Genomic DNA, 18,900 nt, shown 5'->3' with positions numbered 1-18,900 from the left:
CTTTCTCGCCTCGGTGGGGCGGTGTCGCATATTTCAGTGGTGCAGGCCCGTGAGAATGAGGCTCATCGCCTCCGAACGCGTGGCCGCGTTCGATTGCAGGGAGCCGCGCACGGCACTCGTCACGGTCTCCGCATTCGGAGACTTCACGCCACGCATCGCCATGCACAGGTGCTCGGCCTGAAGAACGACAATCGTGCCGTGTGCCTGGAGCTCCTCGTGGATCGCATCGGCGATCTGGCTGGTGAGCCGCTCCTGCACCTGGGGCCGCGCCGCGTACCCTTCGACGAGCCTTGCGAACTTGGACAGCCCCGCAACAGTTCCATCCTTGCCGGGAACGTACCCCACGTGGGCGCGGCCGAAGAACGGCACGAGGTGGTGCTCGCACATGGAGTAGAAGCGAATATCGCGGACAAGAACGAGCTCGCGGTGCTCGACCTCAAACTTCGTCTGCATGTGGACGCGGGGATCCTCGTGGAGGCCGCGAAAAACCTCCGCGTACATACGGGCGACGCGACTAGGCGTATCCACAAGCCCGTCGCGGCTTGGATCCTCACCAACCGCTTCGAGGATCTCGCGCACGGCGCGCTCAATCCTTTCGCGATCGATGTTCTCCACGGCATTGTGGTTCTCAGTCATGAATCCTTCTTTCTTCACGCGAGCCCGGCTCGCGAGGGACGTAAGGAGCGCGCTACTCGGCACCGGGGATGTGCGGTGAACCATCACCCGGCTGCGGAAGCTCGGGCGGGGTGCCGCCGAGTTCCTCGCCAGCCTGCTGGTTCTCGGTGCCATCAGGAACGCTGCTACCGATCGTGCCGGGGCGGTCGCTACCCGCGAGGGGCTCGGTAAACACGGGGCGGTCCTCGCTCGACTGCCACACCTCGCGCGGCGGGCGCTTCGTGACGTCTTTGAAAATCTCCGCGAGTTCCTTCTCGCCGAGAGTCTCCTTCTCCAGGAGTTCCTCGACGAGATGATCGAGCACGGGGCGGTTGGTCTTGATGACGCTCCACGCTTCATCGAGCGCGTTGTCGAGCAAGCGGCGAATCTCTTCATCAATAAGGCGAGCCGTGTCCTCGCTGTAGCCGGGACCCTGGCCCTGCTGCATGCCTACGAAGACCTCGTCCTGTCCCTTGCTCAGGGCCACCTGGCCCACAACACCGCTCATACCGAGTTCAGTGACCATCGCGCGGGCGATGCCCGTCGCATTCTTGAGATCGGAGCTCGGGCCGGTCGTGACATCGTGGAAGATACCCTCTTCAACTGCGTAGCCACCCATCGCGTAGGCGAGACGGTCGAGAAGCTCATTGCGGCTTTGATAGTTGCGGTCGGCCGTCGGCACCACCATCGTGTACCCGCCCGCGCGACCGCGCGGCAGGATCGTCACCTTCGTGACGGGAGCCGAGTTGTTGAGTGCCGCGGCGACGAGTGCGTGTCCACCCTCGTGGTAGGCCGTCATCTGGCGCTCGCGCTCGGTCATGACTTTCGAGTAGCGCTGCGGGCCCATCGAAACTCGGTCGATCGCCTCATCGAGTGCACGCATGTCAATAATCTGATTGCCCGAACGAGCCGTGAGAAGCGCAGCCTCATTGAGAACGTTGGCGAGATCGGCACCGCTCATGCCGATCGAACGGCGCGCGATGTTATCGAGATCGACGTCGGCAGCGAGAGGCTTGCCTTTCGCATGCACCTCGAGGATCTTGCGTCGCCCCTTGAGGTCCGGAGTTTCCACCGCAATCTGGCGGTCGAAACGACCCGGGCGAAGAAGCGCCGGATCGAGGATGTCGACGCGGTTGGTCGCGGCGATGAGGATGACGTTTTGATGCTCCTCGAAACCGTCCATCTCGACGAGCATCTGGTTGAGGGTCTGCTCGCGCTCGTCGTGGCCGCCGCCCATGCCGGCTCCACGGTGGCGCCCCACGGCGTCGATCTCGTCGATGAAGATGATCGCCGGCGCGTTTTCCTTCGCCGTATTGAACAAATCGCGCACGCGGCTCGCACCAACGCCCACGAACATCTCCACGAAGTCGGAGCCCGAAATGGAGTAGAACGGGACCCCTGCCTCACCGGCAACGGCCTTCGCGAGGAGGGTCTTACCCGTGCCCGGAGGGCCGTAGAGGAGGACGCCCTTCGGAATCTTCGCGCCTACGGCGTGATAGCGCTCGGGGCTCACGAGGAACTGCTTGATCTCATCGAGCTCCTCGACCGCTTCCTCAGCACCCGCAACATCCGCGAACGTCACTTTCGGCATGTCCTTGTTGAAGAGCTTCGCCTTCGACTTGCCAAACTGCATGGCGCGCCCGCCACCCTGGGCGTTCATCATCCAGAACCAGAAGAGGCCAAGGATCACGAGGAGGGGGAAGAAAGTGAGCAGGAGCTGGCTCCACCACGACGGTGTTGCGATCTTATCCGTGTAGCCTTTCGCCGGCTTCGCTTCGCTCACGGCCTTGACGACATCATCGCCGCGGGCGGTGACGTACGAAAACGCGACCCGCTTCCCCTTGTCCTCAAAGTCTTTCGTCAACACGAGGTTGACGCGCTGTTGATTGCCGTCGATGATTTCGGCTTGCTCAACGGTGTTGCCTTTGAGGAGCTCAAGCCCCTGCTCGGTGTCGATGTCTTGGAAACCGCCGCGTCCAAAAAAGCTCAGCGCGAGAAGAACGATCGCGAGAGTCGCGAGGCTCCACAGCCACAGATTACGGGCGGGGGATTTCTTTTTTTCTGCCATGTGAGGTGCTAATTCTTACGTTCTCTTGAGGGCGGAGCAAACGCCCCGCGCGCGTATGGTGAATGAGCGCGAATCTACCCCGAATCGCTGGACAGGGGCTGTCAGAAGCCCCAATGTTCTCAATCGGCGTAGACGCTTGGCTTGAGAATCCCAATGTAGGGAAGGTTGCGGTACTTCTCGGCATAGTCGAGGCCGTAACCGATCACGAACTCGTTCGGGATGTCGAAACCCACGTATTTCACGTCGATATCGACCTTGACCGCCTCCGGCTTGCGCAGGAGGGTGCAGATTTCGACGCTCTTTGGCCCGCGCGAGCGGAGGTTGGTGCGAAGCCAGCTCAGGGTCAGGCCGGAGTCGATGATGTCCTCGACGATGAGCACATGGCGATCGGTGATATCAGCGCTCAGGTCCTTGAGAATACGCACGACACCCGAAGATTTCGTGCCGCTGCCGTAAGAACTCACGGCCATCCAATCCATGTCCACGTCAAGCGTGATGGCGCGCGCGAGATCCGCCACGACCATGACTGCACCCTTGAGCACGCCAACGAGAATCGGGGCCTCATCTTTGTAGTCGCGATCAATCTCTGCGGCGAGTTCGCTGATCCGCTCGCGGATCGCCTGCTCGTCGAGCAGGATGCGCTCGACGTCCTCATCCATGGTCATGGGGGTCCTTCCCGGTGCGTCGCGTTATCGAGGTCACGGGGCCTCAGCCTGATGTATCGCGCACGCGACTGTCTCGGGCCCGGAAAACGATGAGTCCTTCGTCGCGTACCGCTTCGATCTTACCCGGAAGGGGGATGGGACCCTGGCCTCGATAGGCGGAAATGAGGGAGTCAACGTGAAGGATCTGACGCCGAAGGAGCGACTTCCCGGAACTCGAGCCCGAACGCGCGCTCGCATGGGCGATGGCGCGCTTCAGCACGCGCGTGCGCAGGGCTCGGTCAAGCGGGGCCAGGGAATAAGCGTCAAGCGCGAGTAGTCCGGGGGTGGCACTCGGGGGGTTCCGACGCAGGCCCGCATAGGCCTCTTCCGCCTCTTTGTCGAGGTAGTCGGCATCGTCTCGCAGAAGGTCGGCGGTCCGCACGAGGTTCGCGGCCACCTGCTCGCCGAGAATCTCGGCGAGCATCGGCAAGGCGCGCGTACGGGCCGCGACCCGCAAGTATTTCTCGTCGTCGTTCATGGGATCGTCCCACACGTCGAGATCGAGGGCGTCGCACACGGCCCGGGTATCACGCCGCCACAGCCCCGTCTTCTCGTCCCTTCCCGTCCCGAGGAAAGGGCGAAGGAGTGCTCCCCGCTGGCGGGGAATCCCCGCGAGGGAGCGCGCCCCCGCTCCGCGTGCGAGCCCGAGCAGCACCTGCTCAGCTTGATCGTCGAGGGTGTGCCCGAGGAGAAGTCCGAGCGCGTGGCGCTCCTCGAGGGCTGCCTCGAAGGCTTCGTGGCGGGCGACCCTCGCCGCGTTCTCAAGCCCGCCTTCTCCGGCGGTATCGACGTGGATCCGGCGAATGTGGCAGCGTGCAAGCCCGAGCCGCTCGCACTGGAGCGCCGCCCGCTCAGACACCGAGGCGGAGTGCTCTGATAGGCCGTGGTCGATGAGCACAGCTTCGACTTCGAGTCCGAGCCGTGACGCGACCCACTGGGTCGTCGCGGCGAGGGCAAGCGAATCTGCGCCGCCGCTCACCCCCACGAGAACGCGCGGTAGAAGGCCAGCCCCGTCGGAGCGGTCGGCGCATTCCTCGAGCCGGGAGGCGAGGGCGGCTTTCACCGCTACGCGAGCACGGGCAACTGGTTCGGGCGGGCCGCTCACTGCCCGTCCCCCTCGGGCGCTCCGCCGCCTTCAGCCGAAGCAGAGGAGTCATAGAGGCCGGCAGGCGTCGGACCTCCCGCGGCGACAATAGCGCTCGCCACATAGTCCACGACTGCTCGCGCTTCCCCGTACCCTGCCGAGGTTGAATCGTAGGCGAAAATCGCGTAGCCAACCACACGGCCGTCAGCCAGCACCATCGTGCCTGCAAGGGTCGAGGTCCCCGAGAGGGTGCCCGTCTTCCCGCGCACGATTCCGCGCGCTTGCTCCGCACCATCTTCGCCAAAGCGTTTCGTGAGAGTCCCTGTAAGGCCACCGATTGGGACAAGCGCGAAAGTATCCTTGATCGCAGTGGGCGCCTCCCCCGACGCCCACGCCGTGAGCTGCGCAAGAAGCAACGGTGAGATTCGGTTGTCCTTCGAGAGGCCCGAATTATCAGCAATCACGAGCCCCTCGGTGGTGAAGCCGCCTTCCCGAGCGACCTCGTCGAGCTCGGCTTTGACCGCCTCTCGCGCCCCAGCAACCGTTCCGGGATGTCCCGTGTGCACCGCGGAAAGTCGCGCGAGCGTTTCTGCGAGCGAGTTATCGGAATACAGGAGCGTGTGCTCGATTAAGTCGCGTAGCGGCGCGGAGTGCACGGCACCGATCTCGCGCGCCCCCTCGGGAGCGGAAGCGCGAGTAGGCACCGCCTCTACCGTGATACCGCGCTCGTTCAAGAGCTGCGCGAATGCTTTCGCCGCTTCGAGGGATGGATCCTCGACTTTCGGGCCGTAGGGCGTGCCGTCGGCGCGGCCACCATCCACGCCGAGCGGGGTAATTGGAGCAACCCACCCACCGGCCGGGCCGTTATCGCCCCACGCCGGATTGACCGGATCGTTGCCGAACAGCGAGTCGTCGAAAACGAGCTGGACTTTAGTGCGCCCTTCCTCTTTGAGCTTTGCTGCGCTCTGATCGGCGAGCGAAGCAAGCGAGGCTCGTTCGACGCCCTCTTTTGTCTCCTTCGCTTGCACGGTGAGGAGGTTGTCGCCACCACCGACGAGCACGAGACGCTCTCCGTCGAGCACGGCTCGCGTCGTAAACGTTGTATCCGGACCAATAGCCTTCGCAGCGGCAAGCGCGGACAGAAGCTTCATGGTCGAGGCGGGGGTGAGCTGCACGCCTGATCCGTGCTCGGCGATGATGTCGCCGGTCGACGCGTCCACGACCGCATAAGAAACCTTGCCCGAGAACGCCTTGAGCCGTGGAAGGGCTGCTATCGCGGCGTTAATCTGATCTGCGCTCACGCTCGCTGCCGGCGATACTGCATCGTACGGACGCTCGTCATCCGTGCGCTCCCACGATTCACCTTCGGCAGGAACACCTTCGACCACGGCGTTCTTCTGCGTGCGCACGGTAAGCACGCCCGGAAAAGCATCGACGAGGTCGCCAAACGTATAAAAGGACAATGGCAGCGCGAGGGCGAGGGCAGCAGCGAGAACCTCCACTGCCTTCGAATTCGCCATTACTGCCCACTCCTTCTCGCCTCAGGAAAACGCGCCACGCGCCCTGCGTGTCTGTGACTTCGTGCAAAGTTTACGCGCGCATGAACCACTCGCGGCACAATCGAGCGCCTGCGAGCGCTGAACTTCGCTATTGTTACACGCAGAGGGCACGCCCCTCGGTCACATAGAACACCTTAGGCAATGGAGTCACACACGTGGAATTCGACGTCACGATCGAGATCCCGAAGGGGAATCGCAACAAATACGAGGTCGACCATCACAATGGTCGCATCCGGCTCGATCGCATGCTCTTTACAGCAACCCGATACCCCGATGATTACGGCTTCATTGAGGGCACGCTCGGTGAGGACGGCGACCCGCTCGACGTCCTCGTCCTTCTCGAAGAGGCGACGTTCCCCGGCTGCCTGATTCGCTGCCGCGCACTGGGAATGTTCCGCATGCGTGACGAGTCGGGCGGCGACGACAAGATCGTCGCGGTCCCCGTTGGCGACAAGCGCCAGATCCGTCGGCAGGAGCTCACCGACATTTCGGAGTTCCACCGACTCGAGATCCAGCACTTCTTCGAGGTCTACAAGGATCTTGAGCCCGGCAAGAGCGTGGAAGGTGCTCACTGGGAAGGCCGGGATGACGCGGAAGAGGAAATCCGCGCCTCCTACCGCCGCGCGAAGGGCACGGAACACGAAAACGAGTTCACCCAGGACATCTAGTCCGTATCCCCCAATAATGAGGGCGCTCCCGTCTTATCGGGAGCGCCCTCATTATTTCGAAAGCGACGTTTTCGCTAGTCGTCGAGACCTTCGGTCTTCTCGGCAAGCGTCGAAGGGACCGGATCATCCACGTGGCTAAAAACCTCTCGGGCGGCTTCGATCACTGTCTTGGTAAGTGCCTTGTTCCCGAGACCACCAATCACTGCACCGATACCAAACGGGATGAGGCGCCCGGCCCACAGCCCCGTGAAGCGACGCGTCACCGTACGCCGAATCCAGCGATTGACTTGCGTGTTCACCGCATCTGCGACAAATGGAGGTGCCATGCCATCGAGCACCGTCGACCACTGCAGGCCGCTCTTGCCGAGGGCCTTTGTGACGATCGCGGCGCCACGCTCACCGCCGAGAATGGCGAGAATAACCGTGCGGCGCACCGTCGGATCACTCATATCGACACCGTGCACGTGCGCGGTGCCGAGCGTCAAAAAGGCGCATGCTTCGGCAAAGGCGAAGCCCTCGCCCGCGGTGAGGGCGACCGCTGTGGCGGTACCCACCGCGGGAAGTGCGGCTACGCCGCCAATGCCGACGCCCGTGGCAACGGCCAGCTTCGTAAAGTGCCCCTCGAGCCGAGCGATGATCTGCTCATCGCTCCACGTGGGGTTCTTGCGGCGAAGAGAATCGACGTACTTGCGGGCAATCGGCCCCTGAAGCGCCAGAGCCTTATCGATCAGTTCGAATTGTTTGTCATCGATGAGCGATTCTTCGCCCTGTCCCTTCCCGCTCGATTTCTTAGACGTGCGCAGGTCCTTCGAGGCCATTGCTCTCCTTATCGTGGACGCTATCGGCGCATCCGGGCTCTTTTACGCCCGCGTGCGGTGAAGATCAACGGTGCCGGGCTCAAGTTTGGCCACGTCACCGCGCAGACCAAGGTAGCGAACCGCGTCTGAAAGTTCGGTGTATCGATGCAGGTAGGAATCCTGCACAAACGAACGTTCAACACCGCGGTCATGACACAAAATGCCATCGAGATGATCACTCTCGTGCTGGAAAATTCGTGCGCGCCAGCCGGTCCAGACCTCGTCGAGTTCACGAACCTCACCGCCGGCGACGATTGCCGTACCGCGCACGCGTACGCTCTTTGGACGCGGCACGAGCGAGCGCCAGCCGTCGACGCTAAGGCAACCCTCCCACCCAAACGTCACGATGCTCTCGCCGTCAATCTCTTCGTAGCGCGGGTTGATGACTGCCATGAGGGGAAGATTGTCACGGTCGTAGAGCTCGTCATCGGCGTCGCGCTCCTCCCCCTCTTCGCGAACGACATCCTCCATGACAACGACGCGAATCGGGACCCCCACTTGCGGGGCAGCGACCCCGACGCCGGGAGCATCGTGCATCGTCACGACGAGCGCGTCAATGAATTGCGCAAGGAGCTCCGGATCGAGCGAGCCGGCGGCATCCTTTGACTTGGCGCGAAGTGCCGGATGCCCCGCCTGCACGATCCGGAGCGGAGCGTTTTCGCTCGGCCTCTTTGCAAGGGTTTTCTCAATCAGTTGCGCGAGGCTCGTCATGCCATCGCCGCCTTTCGTCGTCTATCGTCATCGCCTCGAAGGGCCGGGCCGCGTCTTTTCTTCCACGCTCCTGTCCGCAGCGAAAGCAGAAGGAACTCCGGGTGGCGGCAAGCGTCGGACTCCCCCGACAACACTACGGCCCCGCGCGTGCGGAAGGTCGGGAACACCCCTCGGCGCGTCCCATATGGTCGGCGCCACAGTGGGGTATTGTTGTCCATACGTCAGCAAAGACCGCTGACTGTACTTCACAACGGATCGTCCGGCACGTACCTGCCGGTGAAGGGAATACCCATGGCAAAGGTTATTTACGACCACGCAAGCCGTATCTACCCGGGCAGCGACAAGCCCGCGGTTGACGACCTCAACATCGAGATCGAAGACGGCGAATTCCTCGTCCTCGTTGGACCCTCGGGCTGCGGTAAGTCCACCTCGCTGCGCATGCTCGCCGGTCTCGAAGAGATCGATGCAGGCCGCATCTTCATCGGCGACCGCGACGTCACGAACGTGCCGCCCAAGGACCGCGACATCGCGATGGTCTTCCAGAACTACGCCCTTTACCCCCACATGTCGGTTGCCGACAACATGGGCTTCGCACTCAAGATCGCGGGCACGCCGAAGGATGAGATCCGCAAGCGCGTTGAAGAGGCCGCAAAGATCCTCGACCTCGAGCAGTACCTCGACCGTAAGCCCAAGGCTCTCTCGGGTGGTCAGCGCCAGCGTGTCGCCATGGGCCGCGCAATCGTGCGCTCGCCCCAGGTGTTCCTCATGGACGAGCCGCTCTCGAACCTTGACGCGAAGCTCCGCGTCTCGACCCGTACTCAGATCGCGTCGCTCCAGCGTCGCCTGGGCGTCACGACCGTCTACGTGACCCACGATCAGACCGAAGCTATGACGATGGGCGATCGCGTCGCCGTTCTCGCCGGTGGCGTGCTCCAGCAGATCGACTCGCCGCAGCGCATGTACGATCACCCGAACAACGTGTTCGTTGCGGGCTTCATTGGCTCGCCCGCCATGAACCTCATCGAGCAGCCCCTCACCGACCAGGGCGTCGCCTTCGGCGGCTCCGTGATCCTCGTGGATCGCTCGACCCTCTCGGAGTCGAATGAGAAGGCCGTCACCGTCGGTGTGCGCCCCGAGGATCTCGAGCTCGCCGCGGACGGCCTCCCCGTCGAGGTCGACATGGTCGAGGTGCTCGGCGCTGACGCCTACGTGTACGGCCGCCTCGCTGGCGCGGGCGAAACGGACAAGCCGATCATCGCGCGCGTCGACGGCCGCCGTCCTCCGCAGAAGGGTGAGACCGTGCACTTCCAGCCGAAGGCTGACCACGTGCACCTGTTCGACCTGAAGTCGGGCAACCGTCTCGGCGACTAATCGCCTCACTCCTCAAACGAGGAAACATTCACAAAGAAGGCACGCGAATCGCGTGCCTTCTTTGCATACATAGCCCGCGAGTAGGAGAGAATAGAAGGCATGGCACCCATCGAGATCTCCGCAGCGCGAGCGGACGAGGCACTCCTCGATCTGCCGTGGAGCCTCCCCCTTGCCGACTGGCCCGATTCGCTCCTCGCATCGCTCCCCCGCGGCATCTCGCGACACGTCGTCCGTTTTGCCCGTGTAAGCGGGCGAGTTCTCGCTCTCAAGGAAATCAACGAAAACCTCGCGCGCGCCGAATTCACGACCTTGCGTCTGCTCGGAAAACTCGGAATCCCCGCCGTTGAACCGTTTGCGGTTGTGAGCGGGCGCGAATCGGCCGAGGACGGCCGCGACCTCGACGCCATCCTGATCACGAGGCACCTTCAGTACTCCCTCCCCTACCGGGCGGTGTTCTCCCAGCTCAACAGCGAAGACACGGCACGCAAGCTTCTTGACGCGCTTGCCGTGCTGCTCGTCCGCCTCCACCTCGTCGGCTTCTACTGGGGTGACGTCTCGCTTTCCAACACCCTCTTTAAGCGCGATGCGGGCGCGTTCGCCGCCTACATCGTTGACGTCGAAACGGGTCAACTCGAAAGCCAGCTGACGACGGGCCAGCGCGAATACGATCTCGACATTGCGCGCACCAATATCGTGGGCGAAATGCTCGATCTCCAGGCTGCAGAGCAGCTGCCTGACAACGTTGATCCCATTGCCATCGGTGATCTCCTTCTCGAGCGGTACACCGAGCTGTGGGATGCGCTCACTGGCCGCGAAACATTCAGCGCGAATGAACGCTGGCGCGTGAGCGCCCGTATCGAGAAACTTAACGAGCTCGGTTTCGACGTCGACGAGCTCGACATGACAACCGATCTCGACGGCACGACCGTGTCGGTGCAGCCGAAAGTTGTGGATGCCGGGCACCACAGAAGGCGGCTCATGCGCCTTACGGGAATCGACGCTCAAGAAAACCAGGCGCGCCGACTCCTTAACGACCTCGACCAGTACCGGGTTCTCACGAATCAGCAGGGTGAGGAAGAAGAGTTCGTCGCCCACGAGTGGCTTCAGGAGCAGTATGAGCCGGTCGTGCGGGCGATCCCGCGCTCGATGCGCAAGAAGCTCCCGGCTCCCGAGTTCTACCACGAGCTTCTCGAACACAAGTGGTTCATGTCGCAGCGCCTCGGCAAGGATGTGACGTGGGATAAGGCCGTCCAGGACTACATCCTGAACGTCCTTACCTATCGCCAAGACGAACGCGCCCTCATCACGTCGGAGACCTCGGCGATTCCGATTGTGACGGACACGGAGTTCTAGACCCCGCTGACGTTAGGCTCGGCCCGTGCGAGCGCGCGTGCCTGCAATCTCGTACAGCACGATCGAGGCGGCTACAGAGGCGTTGAGCGATTCGGTCGCGGCCGCCATCGGGATCGACACAATCGCATCGCATTTCTCGCGCGTGAGTCGTGAAATTCCCTTGCCTTCGGCACCGATGACGAGCATGATCGGGGACGTTGCGAGGTCCATATCCCGCGGCTCGAGTTCACCATCGGCATCGAGACCAACGACAAAGACACCCTGTTTCTTGAGCGAGTCGATCGCGCGGTTGAGGTTCGTCACCTGGGCGACCTTCACGCGCGTCGCGGCGCCCGCAGCAACCTTGTAGACGCTCGCGGTCATGCCGACGCTTCGACGCTCGGGAATGATCACACCGTGGGCGCCGAACGCGCCCGCGCTACGGAGTATCGCCCCGAGATTGCGTGGGTCGGTGATGCCATCGAGTGCGATGAGAAGCGGGGTATCGAAATTATTCGCGGCGATCTCGAGGAGATCCGCGGGATTCGCGTACTCGTAGGGCGGGAGGGTGAGAGCGACGCCCTGGTGAATAGCATCGTCGGTGAGTCGGTCGAGTTCGGCCCGTGTGGCTTCGTGCAGCTGAAGGCCCTTTTGATGGGCAAGGCGCATGATCTCGCGTACGCGCTCGTCTGCATCAAGCCGGATGGCAAGAGTGAGCGAGAGTGCCTCCACGCCTTCTTGGAGCGCCTCGAGAACGGAGTTGCGTCCCGCGATCACCGTGGGGCGGTTTGCAGTGTCCTTAGGGGACTTGCGCGGTGGGCGGCGCTTGCCGGATTTGGCACCGGATTTTCCGACGGTGTCGTGCGTTCCCCTGTAGGCCTTGTGATGCGGGCGATCCTCCGCCTTCGGGGTGGGGCCGCGCCCTTCGAGGCGGCGGCGGCGCACGCCGCCGGATCCGACCTTCGGGCCCTTGCGGGAGCTCTTGTGTCCTGCCATGGTCTCTCCTAGTTCGTGAGGCTCCAGCGGGAGGAGCCCGCGGAGTCTTCGATGCGAATGCCGGCGGCAGCGAAGCGATCTCGGATCGCGTCGGCGCTCGCCCAGTCTTTGTTGGCACGTGCCTCGGCGCGCTCCTCGAGTTGGGCTCTAATGAGCGCATCGAGGGCGTCGTGTTCGGCATTGGTGGCGCTTGATTCGTCGGCCCACTGGGGCCCCGCGAGGTCGAGTCCCAGAACATCGAGCATGTCGCGAAGCTCGCCTACGCGGCGCGCAATCTCGTGGGCGTCGCTCGTGTGCTCGGCAAGAAGCGAGTTCAGTTCGCCCTGGCGCTCGTGGATCACGGCGAGAGCTTCGGCGACGGAAAGGTCGTCATTCATCGCGTCAACGAAGCGCGCGGGAAGCTCGCTCTCGCCTACCTCGCGCAGGGCTTCGCTCGCGCCTTGCTGGCTGACTGCTTCGAGTGCGCGCGTGAGGGTGCCCTCGAGGCGCGAGAGCACGGTCTCGGCTTCCGCGAGGGTGGTCTCGTTGAACTCCACGTTGGTGCGGTAGTGGGAGCCAACGATCGCGAGGCGCACGGCTGCTGCCGAGTGCTTGGCGAGGACGTCTTCGGCCGTGATGAAGTTGCCGAGGCTCTTGCCCATTTTCATCCCGTCGACCGTCAGCATCCCCGAATGCATCCAGTGCTGCGCAAAGCCGTAGCCAGCTCCGTAGCTTTGGGCTTGCTCGTTTTCATGGTGCGGGAAGCGAAGATCAAGGCCGCCACCGTGAATGTCGAAGCTCTCCCCCACGTATTTTTTCGCCATCGCCGAGCACTCAAGGTGCCAGCCGGGCCGCCCTTCGCCGAACGGGGTTGACCACTTCGCTGTCGTGGGTTCGCCGTCCTTTGCTTTCTTCCACAGGGCGAAGTCTCGAGGGTCCTGCTTGAGGTTGGAGGCGGCTTCCGCATCGTCAACCATGTTCTCGATGGACTGGTTCGTGAGCGAGCCGTATTCGGGCAGGGAGGATACGTCAAAGTAGACGCTTCCTTCCCCGTCAGCATAGGCGTGGCCGCGCTCGATGAGCCGCTGCATGAAGTCAATCATCTCCGTGACGTGACCGGTCGCGCGGGGCTCGTAGTCAGGGCGCACGGCGCCGAGCCGGTCCATGATCTCGCCAAACTTTCGTTCGTTGGCGTACGACCACTTCCACCACGGCTCACCTTCCTCGGCGGCGCGCGCGAGGATCTTATCGTCGATGTCAGTCACGTTGCGCACGTAAGTCACGCGGTAACCGCTCCTGCGCAGCCACCGCACGAGCACGTCGAACGCGAGGAACGTGCGGATATGCCCCACGTGGGGACCGTCCTGGACAGTCGGCCCACACACGTAGAGCGAGACTTCACCGTCCTTGAGCGGGGTGAAGTCCGAAACGGTCCTGGTCTTCGAGTCATGCAGTCGTAGAGTCACGTCTTAAGCCTAGCCTCTCGTGGGTACCGAAAAAGCGAGGAGCGCTTGCGGCGCCCCTCGCTTCGTGTTGGTCGTAATGTCAGATCTCGCGCGGCGTCGCGGCGCTGACCTGCTTACCGTAGAGTTCTTCGAAAGCGTCGTCGTAGTCAACGCTATTGGCGCGGCGCTTTCCCTGAACGGATTCGACGGCGCTCTTAGCGGTCTCGATGGTGACTTCGGGCGCGGTGATCTTCTTGACGATCAGGTAGGCGATGAGGCCGAGGATCGCGCCGAGTACCACGAGCGCGCCACACACGATGAGGAACGACGCCCATGCCGGCAGACCGAGTGCCACAAGGCCCCACGCGCAGAAGAAGAGGAACATCACCCACGCGCTCAGGAGGAAGAACACGAGAACCGCGGCAAGCGCCGCAACGGCGCCGCCCTTGACGGCGATCCCGGTGATTTCCTTCTTCGCGATTGCGACCTGCTGGTCGATCACGGAGGTGAATTCGTTCTTGATCGAGGCGACGAGTTCGCCAATCGACCGCGAGGTCGTGCTCGCTCGGCGTTCGTTCGAGGAGCGGTCGTTCGAGGAATTGATCATGCATTCAGCCTATCAATGCGGGCCCTGCGTCATTCAGGGGTTTCGAAGGGTTTTCTCCGGTTAGTCGTGTGATGTTTAGTCGATCGTCACGCGCTTGCGGCGCTGCTGCTCGGGTCGCGGCCCTGCCGACGAGGAACGACGCACGATGAGGTGCGGCGAAACCGCGGTGTCGCGTGCGGGCCCTTCGAAACCGCCGATGCGCTCGACGAGCATCTGCGCGCCAAGCGCCCCGATGCGGCGCGAGTTCGGATCGATGCTGGTCACCTGCGCAATACCCGAGGACGCGAGCGACGTATTGCCATAGCCGGTGACGGCAAGCTGAGCGGGAACATCGAAGCCGGCGTCGGCTGCTGCCGAGAGCACACCGACGGCGGTCACATCGTTCGAGCACGTGATCGCGGTGGGAACCTGGCTGCCGCGCAGAAGCATCGCTCCGGCGGTCTGCCCAACCTGCTCGCTGAAGTCCGCCGGCTCCACGCGCGCACGATCCTCGAGTCCGTGACGCTTCATCGCGGCCTTGAAGGCGGTCGCACGCTCCTTCGCCACGGCATACCCCACGCCACCCACGTGAGCGATGTCCTTGTGGCCGAGACTCACAAGGTGATCGACGAGAAGACCAAAGCCCGCTTCATCGTCGATACGGACCGTGTCCGACTTCCCGATGCGCTCTTTCGATCCACCGATCGCGACGAGGGGGCGGTTGCCGATGGCCTCAAAGACCTTGTCGAGCTCGGGGAGCTCACTGGCCATGATGAAGCCATCCACCCCGAGCGCCGTGAGCGAGGAGATCGTTTCTTCCTCGAGCGTGACGGGGTATTCGGGCATACGCCGGCGAGTCGGCACAACCACGACGTGGCGGCCGGTCGCGGCGAGCTCGATGCGGATCGAGCGAACCAGATCGGAGATCCACGTGTTGCGCATCGTGTTCACGAGCACAGCGACGACACCGCGGTGGTCATCCTCCTGAGCGAGGTCTTCGAGCGGGTAGTGGAGCCGTTCGGCGGTCTCGCGAACGGACGTCACGAGCCTCGAATTGATGTCGGATTCGCCGCGAAGGGCGCGAAGCGCAACCGCGGCCGTAATGCCGAGGGAGTTGGCAACTTCGGTCAGCGTTGCGCGGTCACCTTCGGAGCGCTGCTCCGTGACCTCGGGAGCGACCTTCGCCGCCGCTTCGAGCTCGTCGGGGCTCTCTCCGGGTGCGAAATCACCGTTGATGTCGCCGCGTGCTTTATCGTTCATGAGGCCTTAGCCGTCCTTTTCTGTCCTGGAAGCCGCGCCCGCATGGCGCGTAACATTCGCCTTTAACGGTAGCCCACGTGCCTCAACACGCGGGCAAGGACACGGGAACCGTGACGGCGAGGCCGCCCATTGCGGTTTCCTTGTAGTGCTCGTGCATGTCCTTACCCGTGCGGCGCATGGTCTCGAGCACGGTGTCGAACGAGACGAAGTGTTCGCCATTGCCACGCATCGCGAAGCGCACCGCCGTAATCGACTTGATCGCGCCCATCGCGTTGCGCTCGATGCAGGGCACCTGCACGAGACCACCGACGGGGTCGCATGTGAGGCCGAGGTTGTGTTCCATCGCAATCTCGGCAGCGTTTTCGACCTGCCGGGGCTTCGCGCCCATAACTTCGGCAAGCCCCGCCGCGGCCATCGAGCTCGCCGAGCCAACTTCACCCTGGCAGCCCACTTCCGCGCCGGAAATCGACGCGCGCTCCTTGCACAGCGACCCGAACGCGGCAGCTGCGAGCATAAAGCGCACGATGACGTCATCACGATCGTCGTAGTTGAGGTAGGTGAGCGCGTAATAGAGCACCGCGGGGATAATCCCGGCCGCGCCGTTGGTGGGAGCTGTGACGACGCGCCCGCCGCCCGCGTTTTCCTCGTTCACCGCGAGCGCTGCGAGGCTCACCCATTCGAATGCGTTGTCGGCGCGATGGTTCGGGTCTTCGAGCTGAAGGGCGTCGTGCCAGGTTGCTGCGCGGCGCCGCACGTTGAGGCCGCCCGGGAGCACACCGGAGGTGTGCATGCCACGCTCGATGCAGGCTTCCATGACTGCCCAAATGTCGAGGATCCCCTGGCGGATTTCGCTGTCGGTTCGCCATTGCCGCTCGCGCATGAGCATCGCTTGCGAAACCGTGATGCCGTTTTCTTCGCACACGCGAAGAAGCTCCTCACCACTTTGGAAAATCGGTTTCACACCGTCATCGGCGCCCGCTGCGCTGTCGTCTGCGGAGGTTTCCGACGCCTGCTGCGCTTCGAGCTCCTCCTTGTCGACGACGAAGCCGCCACCGATCGAGAACATCGTGCGCTTGTCGAGCTCGTTGCCGTCCTCATCGAGCACCGCGAAGGTCATGCCGTTCGAATGCTCGGGAAGGAAGGTGAGGGGGTGCAGCACGATCGTGGACGGGCGGAGGCTTACCGGGACGCGCCCGCCGAGCATGAGTCCACCGTTGGCGTCGATGTCTTTCGCTCGCGCCCAGGCTTCGGTGGGATCGATCGTGGCGGGGTCGTTGCCCTCGAGACCGAGGACGACCGCGTCGAGTGTTCCGTGGCCCATGCCGGTCGCCGCAAGCGAGCCGTACAGATGCACCTCGACATCGGCGATGTCGGGGCCAATAGTGGGGTGGGCAAGGGCCTCGTCGGCGAATTCTTTCGCGGCGCGCATGGGGCCGACGGTGTGCGAACTCGAGGGGCCGATCCCGATCTTGAACAGGTCAAACAGGCTGACGCTCATCGAGGGACTCCTTATCGTGTCGAACGCGGATCATCTGACGTGTGGTGAAGCTTTAGCGCGACCGGCGCTGGCCACGCGACCGGGCTGGGGAAGCACCGCGTGCCAGGCGAGCGTCGGACCCTCGTTTCTTCCCGGCCGTGCGGCGGCCTTTGCCAGAACCGGGCGTACGCGAAAATGGTGACTTTTCGTTCTCGTCGTATACCGCGCGGCGCTTCTCGTTCTCGCGCCGTTCCGCGGCGTTTCTCGAGTTAGCTCCGCGCATCCTGGTGACATCGAGCTTACGGGGCGCGCCCTTATATTTGACGAGCTGAGGGTCCCGGGCGGGGGTCCCGCTCGGTGTCCTTCCTCCGACATACCGGATCACCTCGTCAGTTTCGGAATTCACCTCGCTCCATTCGGGACTCACCTGGGCTGCCTCGAGCACCTGGCGAGTCTTGTCCTTCTGATGTGGGAGGGCGAGAGTGACCACGACGCCCGAAGCCCCGGCGCGTGCCGTGCGGCCCGAGCGGTGCACGTACTCCTTCGCGTCATCGGAAGGATCGACGTGCAGCACGAGCGAAACGTCGTCGATGTGAATGCCGCGAGCGGCCACGTCGGTCGCGACGAGCACGTCGAAGGCCCCCTGGCGGAACCCTGCGAGGACGTTCGTGCGCAGGCCCTGCTGTTTATTGCCGTGCAGGGCCGCGGCGGGAATGCCCACCTCAATGAGTTCCTGGGCGACGCGTTCGGCGCCGAGTTGCGTGCGCGTAAACAGGAGGGTGCGACCATCGCGCGCCGCGATCTGGGCCGTGATCTGGCGCTTCTTTTTTGGGTTGATGGCATAGACGACGTGCCGCATGTTCTGCACCGCCGCGGCGACAGGGGTCGTCTCGTGCGTGACGGGGTCGACGAGGAAGCGGTCGGTGATCGCATCGACCTGGTCGTCGAGCGTTGCCGAAAAGAGCATCTTCTGCGTGCCCATCTCAACGTGCGCGAGAATCTCGGTGACGACGGGAAGGAAGCCGAGGTCGGCCATGTGGTCCGCCTCGTCAATAACCGTCGTCTCGATGCGGTCAAGGAAGAGATCTCCCCGCTGAGCGAGGTCGACGACACGCCCCGGTGTCGCGACGATGATCTCAACGCCCCGACGCAGCGCATCGGCCTGTTTGTTGATGTTCATGCCACCCGACACAAGCTGAGCCTTGATACCAACGGCACGCGCGAACGGGTGAATTGTGTCGACGACCTGGACGGCAAGCTCGCGAGTAGGCACGAGCACCATTCCCAGTGGCCGACGCCTGTGGGAGCTGCGATGCCGAAAACGCGCACACATCGACAGGGCAAAAGCGAGGGTTTTACCCGATCCAGTTTCAGCGCGGGCAAGAACGTCGCGTCCCGCGAGCGCATCGGGCAAGATTGCCTCTTGAATTTCGAAGGCACGCTCGAAGCCTTGCGCCTGAAGTTCTTGAACGAGCTCTTCTGGAAGCGCCATCGCATCGAAGCGCTCTGCTTTGTGTGTCCGTCGTGACTTGGGCATGGCAGTGGCCCCTTTCTGCGCGCGTGTGCGCGGTCCTGTGCTTCTCATGGGCGCCGTAGCGCCGGGCCCCAACGGGGCGGTAAACACCTCAAGTATCCGCGAGCCATCCCGGCACCGGAAGAGACGGTCGGGCAATTCGTTCGCAAACTCACGTCTATGACTGCTGCCCGATGGCCCACGGGGTGGAATACTTGAGCATCGTGTTGCGAACACTCATGACATCAAAGATTCACCGCGCCACCGTCACGCAAGCCGACCTTCACTACGTGGGGTCGGTAACCGTCGATGCCGATTTACTCGATGCCGCGGGCCTCATCGAAAACGAACTCGTCGCCATCGTCGACGTGACGAACGGGGCTCGGCTTGAAACCTACGTGATTCGAGGCGAGGCGGGCAGCGGGGAGATCAAGATCAACGGGGCTGCGGCCCACCTGGTACACCCCGGCGACCTCGTGATCCTGATCGCCTACGGTCAGTTCACGCCGGAGGAGGCCACCGCTCACACCCCGCGGGTTGTCCACGTCGATGACAAGAATCGCATCGTCGCGCTCGGCAGCGATCCTGCCCAGGCCGTGCCGGGAGCTCCCGACCAGATTTCCTCGAGGTAACTCA

17 protein-coding genes are annotated in these 18,900 nt (G+C 63.3%); 4 read left to right on the top strand and 13 right to left on the bottom strand.

Annotated features, from left to right (window positions below; all coding sequences use genetic code 11):
• Positions 1 to 33 precede the first annotated feature (33 nt).
• From folE to HMPREF1484_RS06930, 5 genes are all read right to left on the bottom strand, one after another.
• Positions 34 to 636: a GTP cyclohydrolase I FolE gene (folE, locus tag HMPREF1484_RS06950; protein WP_016664327.1), complete on the bottom strand. Its 603-nt coding sequence runs from the start codon at positions 634 to 636 to the stop codon at positions 34 to 36.
• A gap of 52 nt (positions 637 to 688) precedes the next feature.
• Complete coding sequence (gene ftsH, locus HMPREF1484_RS06945) at positions 689 to 2,722, bottom strand: ATP-dependent zinc metalloprotease FtsH (RefSeq protein WP_016664326.1); 2,034 nt, start codon at positions 2,720 to 2,722, stop codon at positions 689 to 691.
• A gap of 119 nt (positions 2,723 to 2,841) precedes the next feature.
• Complete coding sequence (hpt, locus tag HMPREF1484_RS06940) at positions 2,842 to 3,387, bottom strand: hypoxanthine phosphoribosyltransferase (protein WP_016664325.1); 546 nt, start codon at positions 3,385 to 3,387, stop codon at positions 2,842 to 2,844.
• 43 nt (positions 3,388 to 3,430) lie between these two features.
• Positions 3,431 to 4,531 carry a tRNA lysidine(34) synthetase TilS gene (gene tilS, locus HMPREF1484_RS06935; RefSeq protein WP_016664324.1) on the bottom strand — a complete coding sequence of 367 codons (1,101 nt, stop codon included), beginning with the start codon at positions 4,529 to 4,531 and terminating at the stop codon, positions 3,431 to 3,433.
• Positions 4,528 to 6,030 (bottom strand): D-alanyl-D-alanine carboxypeptidase/D-alanyl-D-alanine-endopeptidase, encoded by a 1,503-nt coding sequence (locus HMPREF1484_RS06930; protein WP_016664323.1) that lies wholly within the window; start codon positions 6,028 to 6,030, stop codon positions 4,528 to 4,530. Before HMPREF1484_RS06930 ends, tilS begins: the two co-directional genes overlap by 4 nt.
• A 194-nt stretch (positions 6,031 to 6,224) precedes the next feature.
• Here HMPREF1484_RS06930 and HMPREF1484_RS06925 point away from each other — a divergent pair, with 194 nt between their 5' ends.
• Complete coding sequence (locus HMPREF1484_RS06925; RefSeq protein ID WP_016664322.1) at positions 6,225 to 6,737, top strand: inorganic diphosphatase; 513 nt, start codon at positions 6,225 to 6,227, stop codon at positions 6,735 to 6,737.
• 74 nt (positions 6,738 to 6,811) lie between these two features.
• Here HMPREF1484_RS06925 and HMPREF1484_RS06920 read toward each other — a convergent pair whose 3' ends face one another.
• Both HMPREF1484_RS06920 and HMPREF1484_RS06915 read right to left on the bottom strand, forming a co-directional pair.
• Positions 6,812 to 7,555, bottom strand: a complete 744-nt coding sequence (locus HMPREF1484_RS06920; protein WP_016664321.1) for a hypothetical protein — start codon at positions 7,553 to 7,555, stop codon at positions 6,812 to 6,814.
• 42 nt (positions 7,556 to 7,597) lie between these two features.
• On the bottom strand, positions 7,598 to 8,305 hold the full coding sequence (locus HMPREF1484_RS06915; protein WP_016664320.1) for a peptide deformylase: 708 nt from the start codon (positions 8,303 to 8,305) through the stop codon (positions 7,598 to 7,600).
• Between the two features lie 291 nt (positions 8,306 to 8,596).
• Here HMPREF1484_RS06915 and HMPREF1484_RS06910 point away from each other — a divergent pair, with 291 nt between their 5' ends.
• A complete protein-coding gene (locus tag HMPREF1484_RS06910) occupies positions 8,597 to 9,676 on the top strand; it encodes an ABC transporter ATP-binding protein (RefSeq protein WP_016664319.1) in 1,080 nt (359 codons plus the stop codon).
• A gap of 99 nt (positions 9,677 to 9,775) precedes the next feature.
• Positions 9,776 to 11,029 carry a DUF4032 domain-containing protein gene (locus tag HMPREF1484_RS06905; RefSeq protein WP_016664318.1) on the top strand — a complete coding sequence of 418 codons (1,254 nt, stop codon included), beginning with the start codon at positions 9,776 to 9,778 and terminating at the stop codon, positions 11,027 to 11,029.
• A gap of 12 nt (positions 11,030 to 11,041) precedes the next feature.
• Here HMPREF1484_RS06905 and rlmB read toward each other — a convergent pair whose 3' ends face one another.
• The 6 genes from rlmB to HMPREF1484_RS06875 all read right to left on the bottom strand — a co-directional run bounded on the left by rlmB (position 11,042) and on the right by HMPREF1484_RS06875 (position 18,288).
• Complete coding sequence (gene rlmB, locus HMPREF1484_RS06900; protein WP_016664317.1) at positions 11,042 to 12,004, bottom strand: 23S rRNA (guanosine(2251)-2'-O)-methyltransferase RlmB; 963 nt, start codon at positions 12,002 to 12,004, stop codon at positions 11,042 to 11,044.
• A gap of 8 nt (positions 12,005 to 12,012) precedes the next feature.
• On the bottom strand, positions 12,013 to 13,449 hold the full coding sequence (cysS, locus tag HMPREF1484_RS06895) for a cysteine--tRNA ligase (protein WP_016664316.1): 1,437 nt from the start codon (positions 13,447 to 13,449) through the stop codon (positions 12,013 to 12,015).
• Between the two features lie 79 nt (positions 13,450 to 13,528).
• A complete protein-coding gene (locus HMPREF1484_RS06890; protein ID WP_016664315.1) occupies positions 13,529 to 14,035 on the bottom strand; it encodes a phage holin family protein in 507 nt (168 codons plus the stop codon).
• A gap of 75 nt (positions 14,036 to 14,110) precedes the next feature.
• Entirely contained in the window at positions 14,111 to 15,274 is a 1,164-nt protein-coding gene (locus tag HMPREF1484_RS06885; protein ID WP_016664314.1) for a LacI family DNA-binding transcriptional regulator, read from the bottom strand.
• 82 nt (positions 15,275 to 15,356) lie between these two features.
• A complete protein-coding gene (locus HMPREF1484_RS06880; protein ID WP_016664313.1) occupies positions 15,357 to 16,772 on the bottom strand; it encodes an L-serine ammonia-lyase in 1,416 nt (471 codons plus the stop codon).
• Between the two features lie 52 nt (positions 16,773 to 16,824).
• Positions 16,825 to 18,288 (bottom strand): DEAD/DEAH box helicase, encoded by a 1,464-nt coding sequence (locus HMPREF1484_RS06875; protein WP_016664312.1) that lies wholly within the window; start codon positions 18,286 to 18,288, stop codon positions 16,825 to 16,827.
• Between the two features lie 200 nt (positions 18,289 to 18,488).
• On the opposite strand from HMPREF1484_RS06875, the gene panD reads away from it, so the two are divergent.
• Positions 18,489 to 18,896, top strand: a complete 408-nt coding sequence (gene panD / locus HMPREF1484_RS06870) for an aspartate 1-decarboxylase (protein WP_034374752.1) — start codon at positions 18,489 to 18,491, stop codon at positions 18,894 to 18,896.
• The last annotated feature ends 4 nt before the right edge of the window (positions 18,897 to 18,900 follow it).

Origin of the sequence: Dermabacter sp. HFH0086, from assembly GCF_000413375.1 — a bacterium.
Taxonomy (GTDB): Bacteria; Actinomycetota; Actinomycetes; order Actinomycetales; family Dermabacteraceae; genus Dermabacter; species Dermabacter hominis.
This window is presented reverse-complemented; position numbering and strand designations above follow the sequence as displayed.

Coding starts and splice junctions, on each gene's coding strand:
- HMPREF1484_RS06915 (WP_016664320.1), bottom strand. CDS start 8,305: ATGACGAGCCTCGCGCAACTGATTGAGAAAACCCTTGCAAAGAGGCCG.
- ftsH (WP_016664326.1), bottom strand. CDS start 2,722: ATGGCAGAAAAAAAGAAATCCCCCGCCCGTAATCTGTGGCTGTGGAGC.
- HMPREF1484_RS06930 (WP_016664323.1), bottom strand. CDS start 6,030: ATGGCGAATTCGAAGGCAGTGGAGGTTCTCGCTGCTGCCCTCGCCCTC.
- HMPREF1484_RS06880 (WP_016664313.1), bottom strand. CDS start 16,772: ATGAGCGTCAGCCTGTTTGACCTGTTCAAGATCGGGATCGGCCCCTCG.
- HMPREF1484_RS06905 (WP_016664318.1), top strand. CDS start 9,776: ATGGCACCCATCGAGATCTCCGCAGCGCGAGCGGACGAGGCACTCCTC.
- HMPREF1484_RS06875 (WP_016664312.1), bottom strand. CDS start 18,288: ATGCCCAAGTCACGACGGACACACAAAGCAGAGCGCTTCGATGCGATG.
- hpt (WP_016664325.1), bottom strand. CDS start 3,387: ATGACCATGGATGAGGACGTCGAGCGCATCCTGCTCGACGAGCAGGCG.
- folE (WP_016664327.1), bottom strand. CDS start 636: ATGACTGAGAACCACAATGCCGTGGAGAACATCGATCGCGAAAGGATT.
- HMPREF1484_RS06910 (WP_016664319.1), top strand. CDS start 8,597: ATGGCAAAGGTTATTTACGACCACGCAAGCCGTATCTACCCGGGCAGC.
- HMPREF1484_RS06885 (WP_016664314.1), bottom strand. CDS start 15,274: ATGAACGATAAAGCACGCGGCGACATCAACGGTGATTTCGCACCCGGA.
- HMPREF1484_RS06920 (WP_016664321.1), bottom strand. CDS start 7,555: ATGGCCTCGAAGGACCTGCGCACGTCTAAGAAATCGAGCGGGAAGGGA.
- HMPREF1484_RS06890 (WP_016664315.1), bottom strand. CDS start 14,035: ATGATCAATTCCTCGAACGACCGCTCCTCGAACGAACGCCGAGCGAGC.
- rlmB (WP_016664317.1), bottom strand. CDS start 12,004: ATGGCAGGACACAAGAGCTCCCGCAAGGGCCCGAAGGTCGGATCCGGC.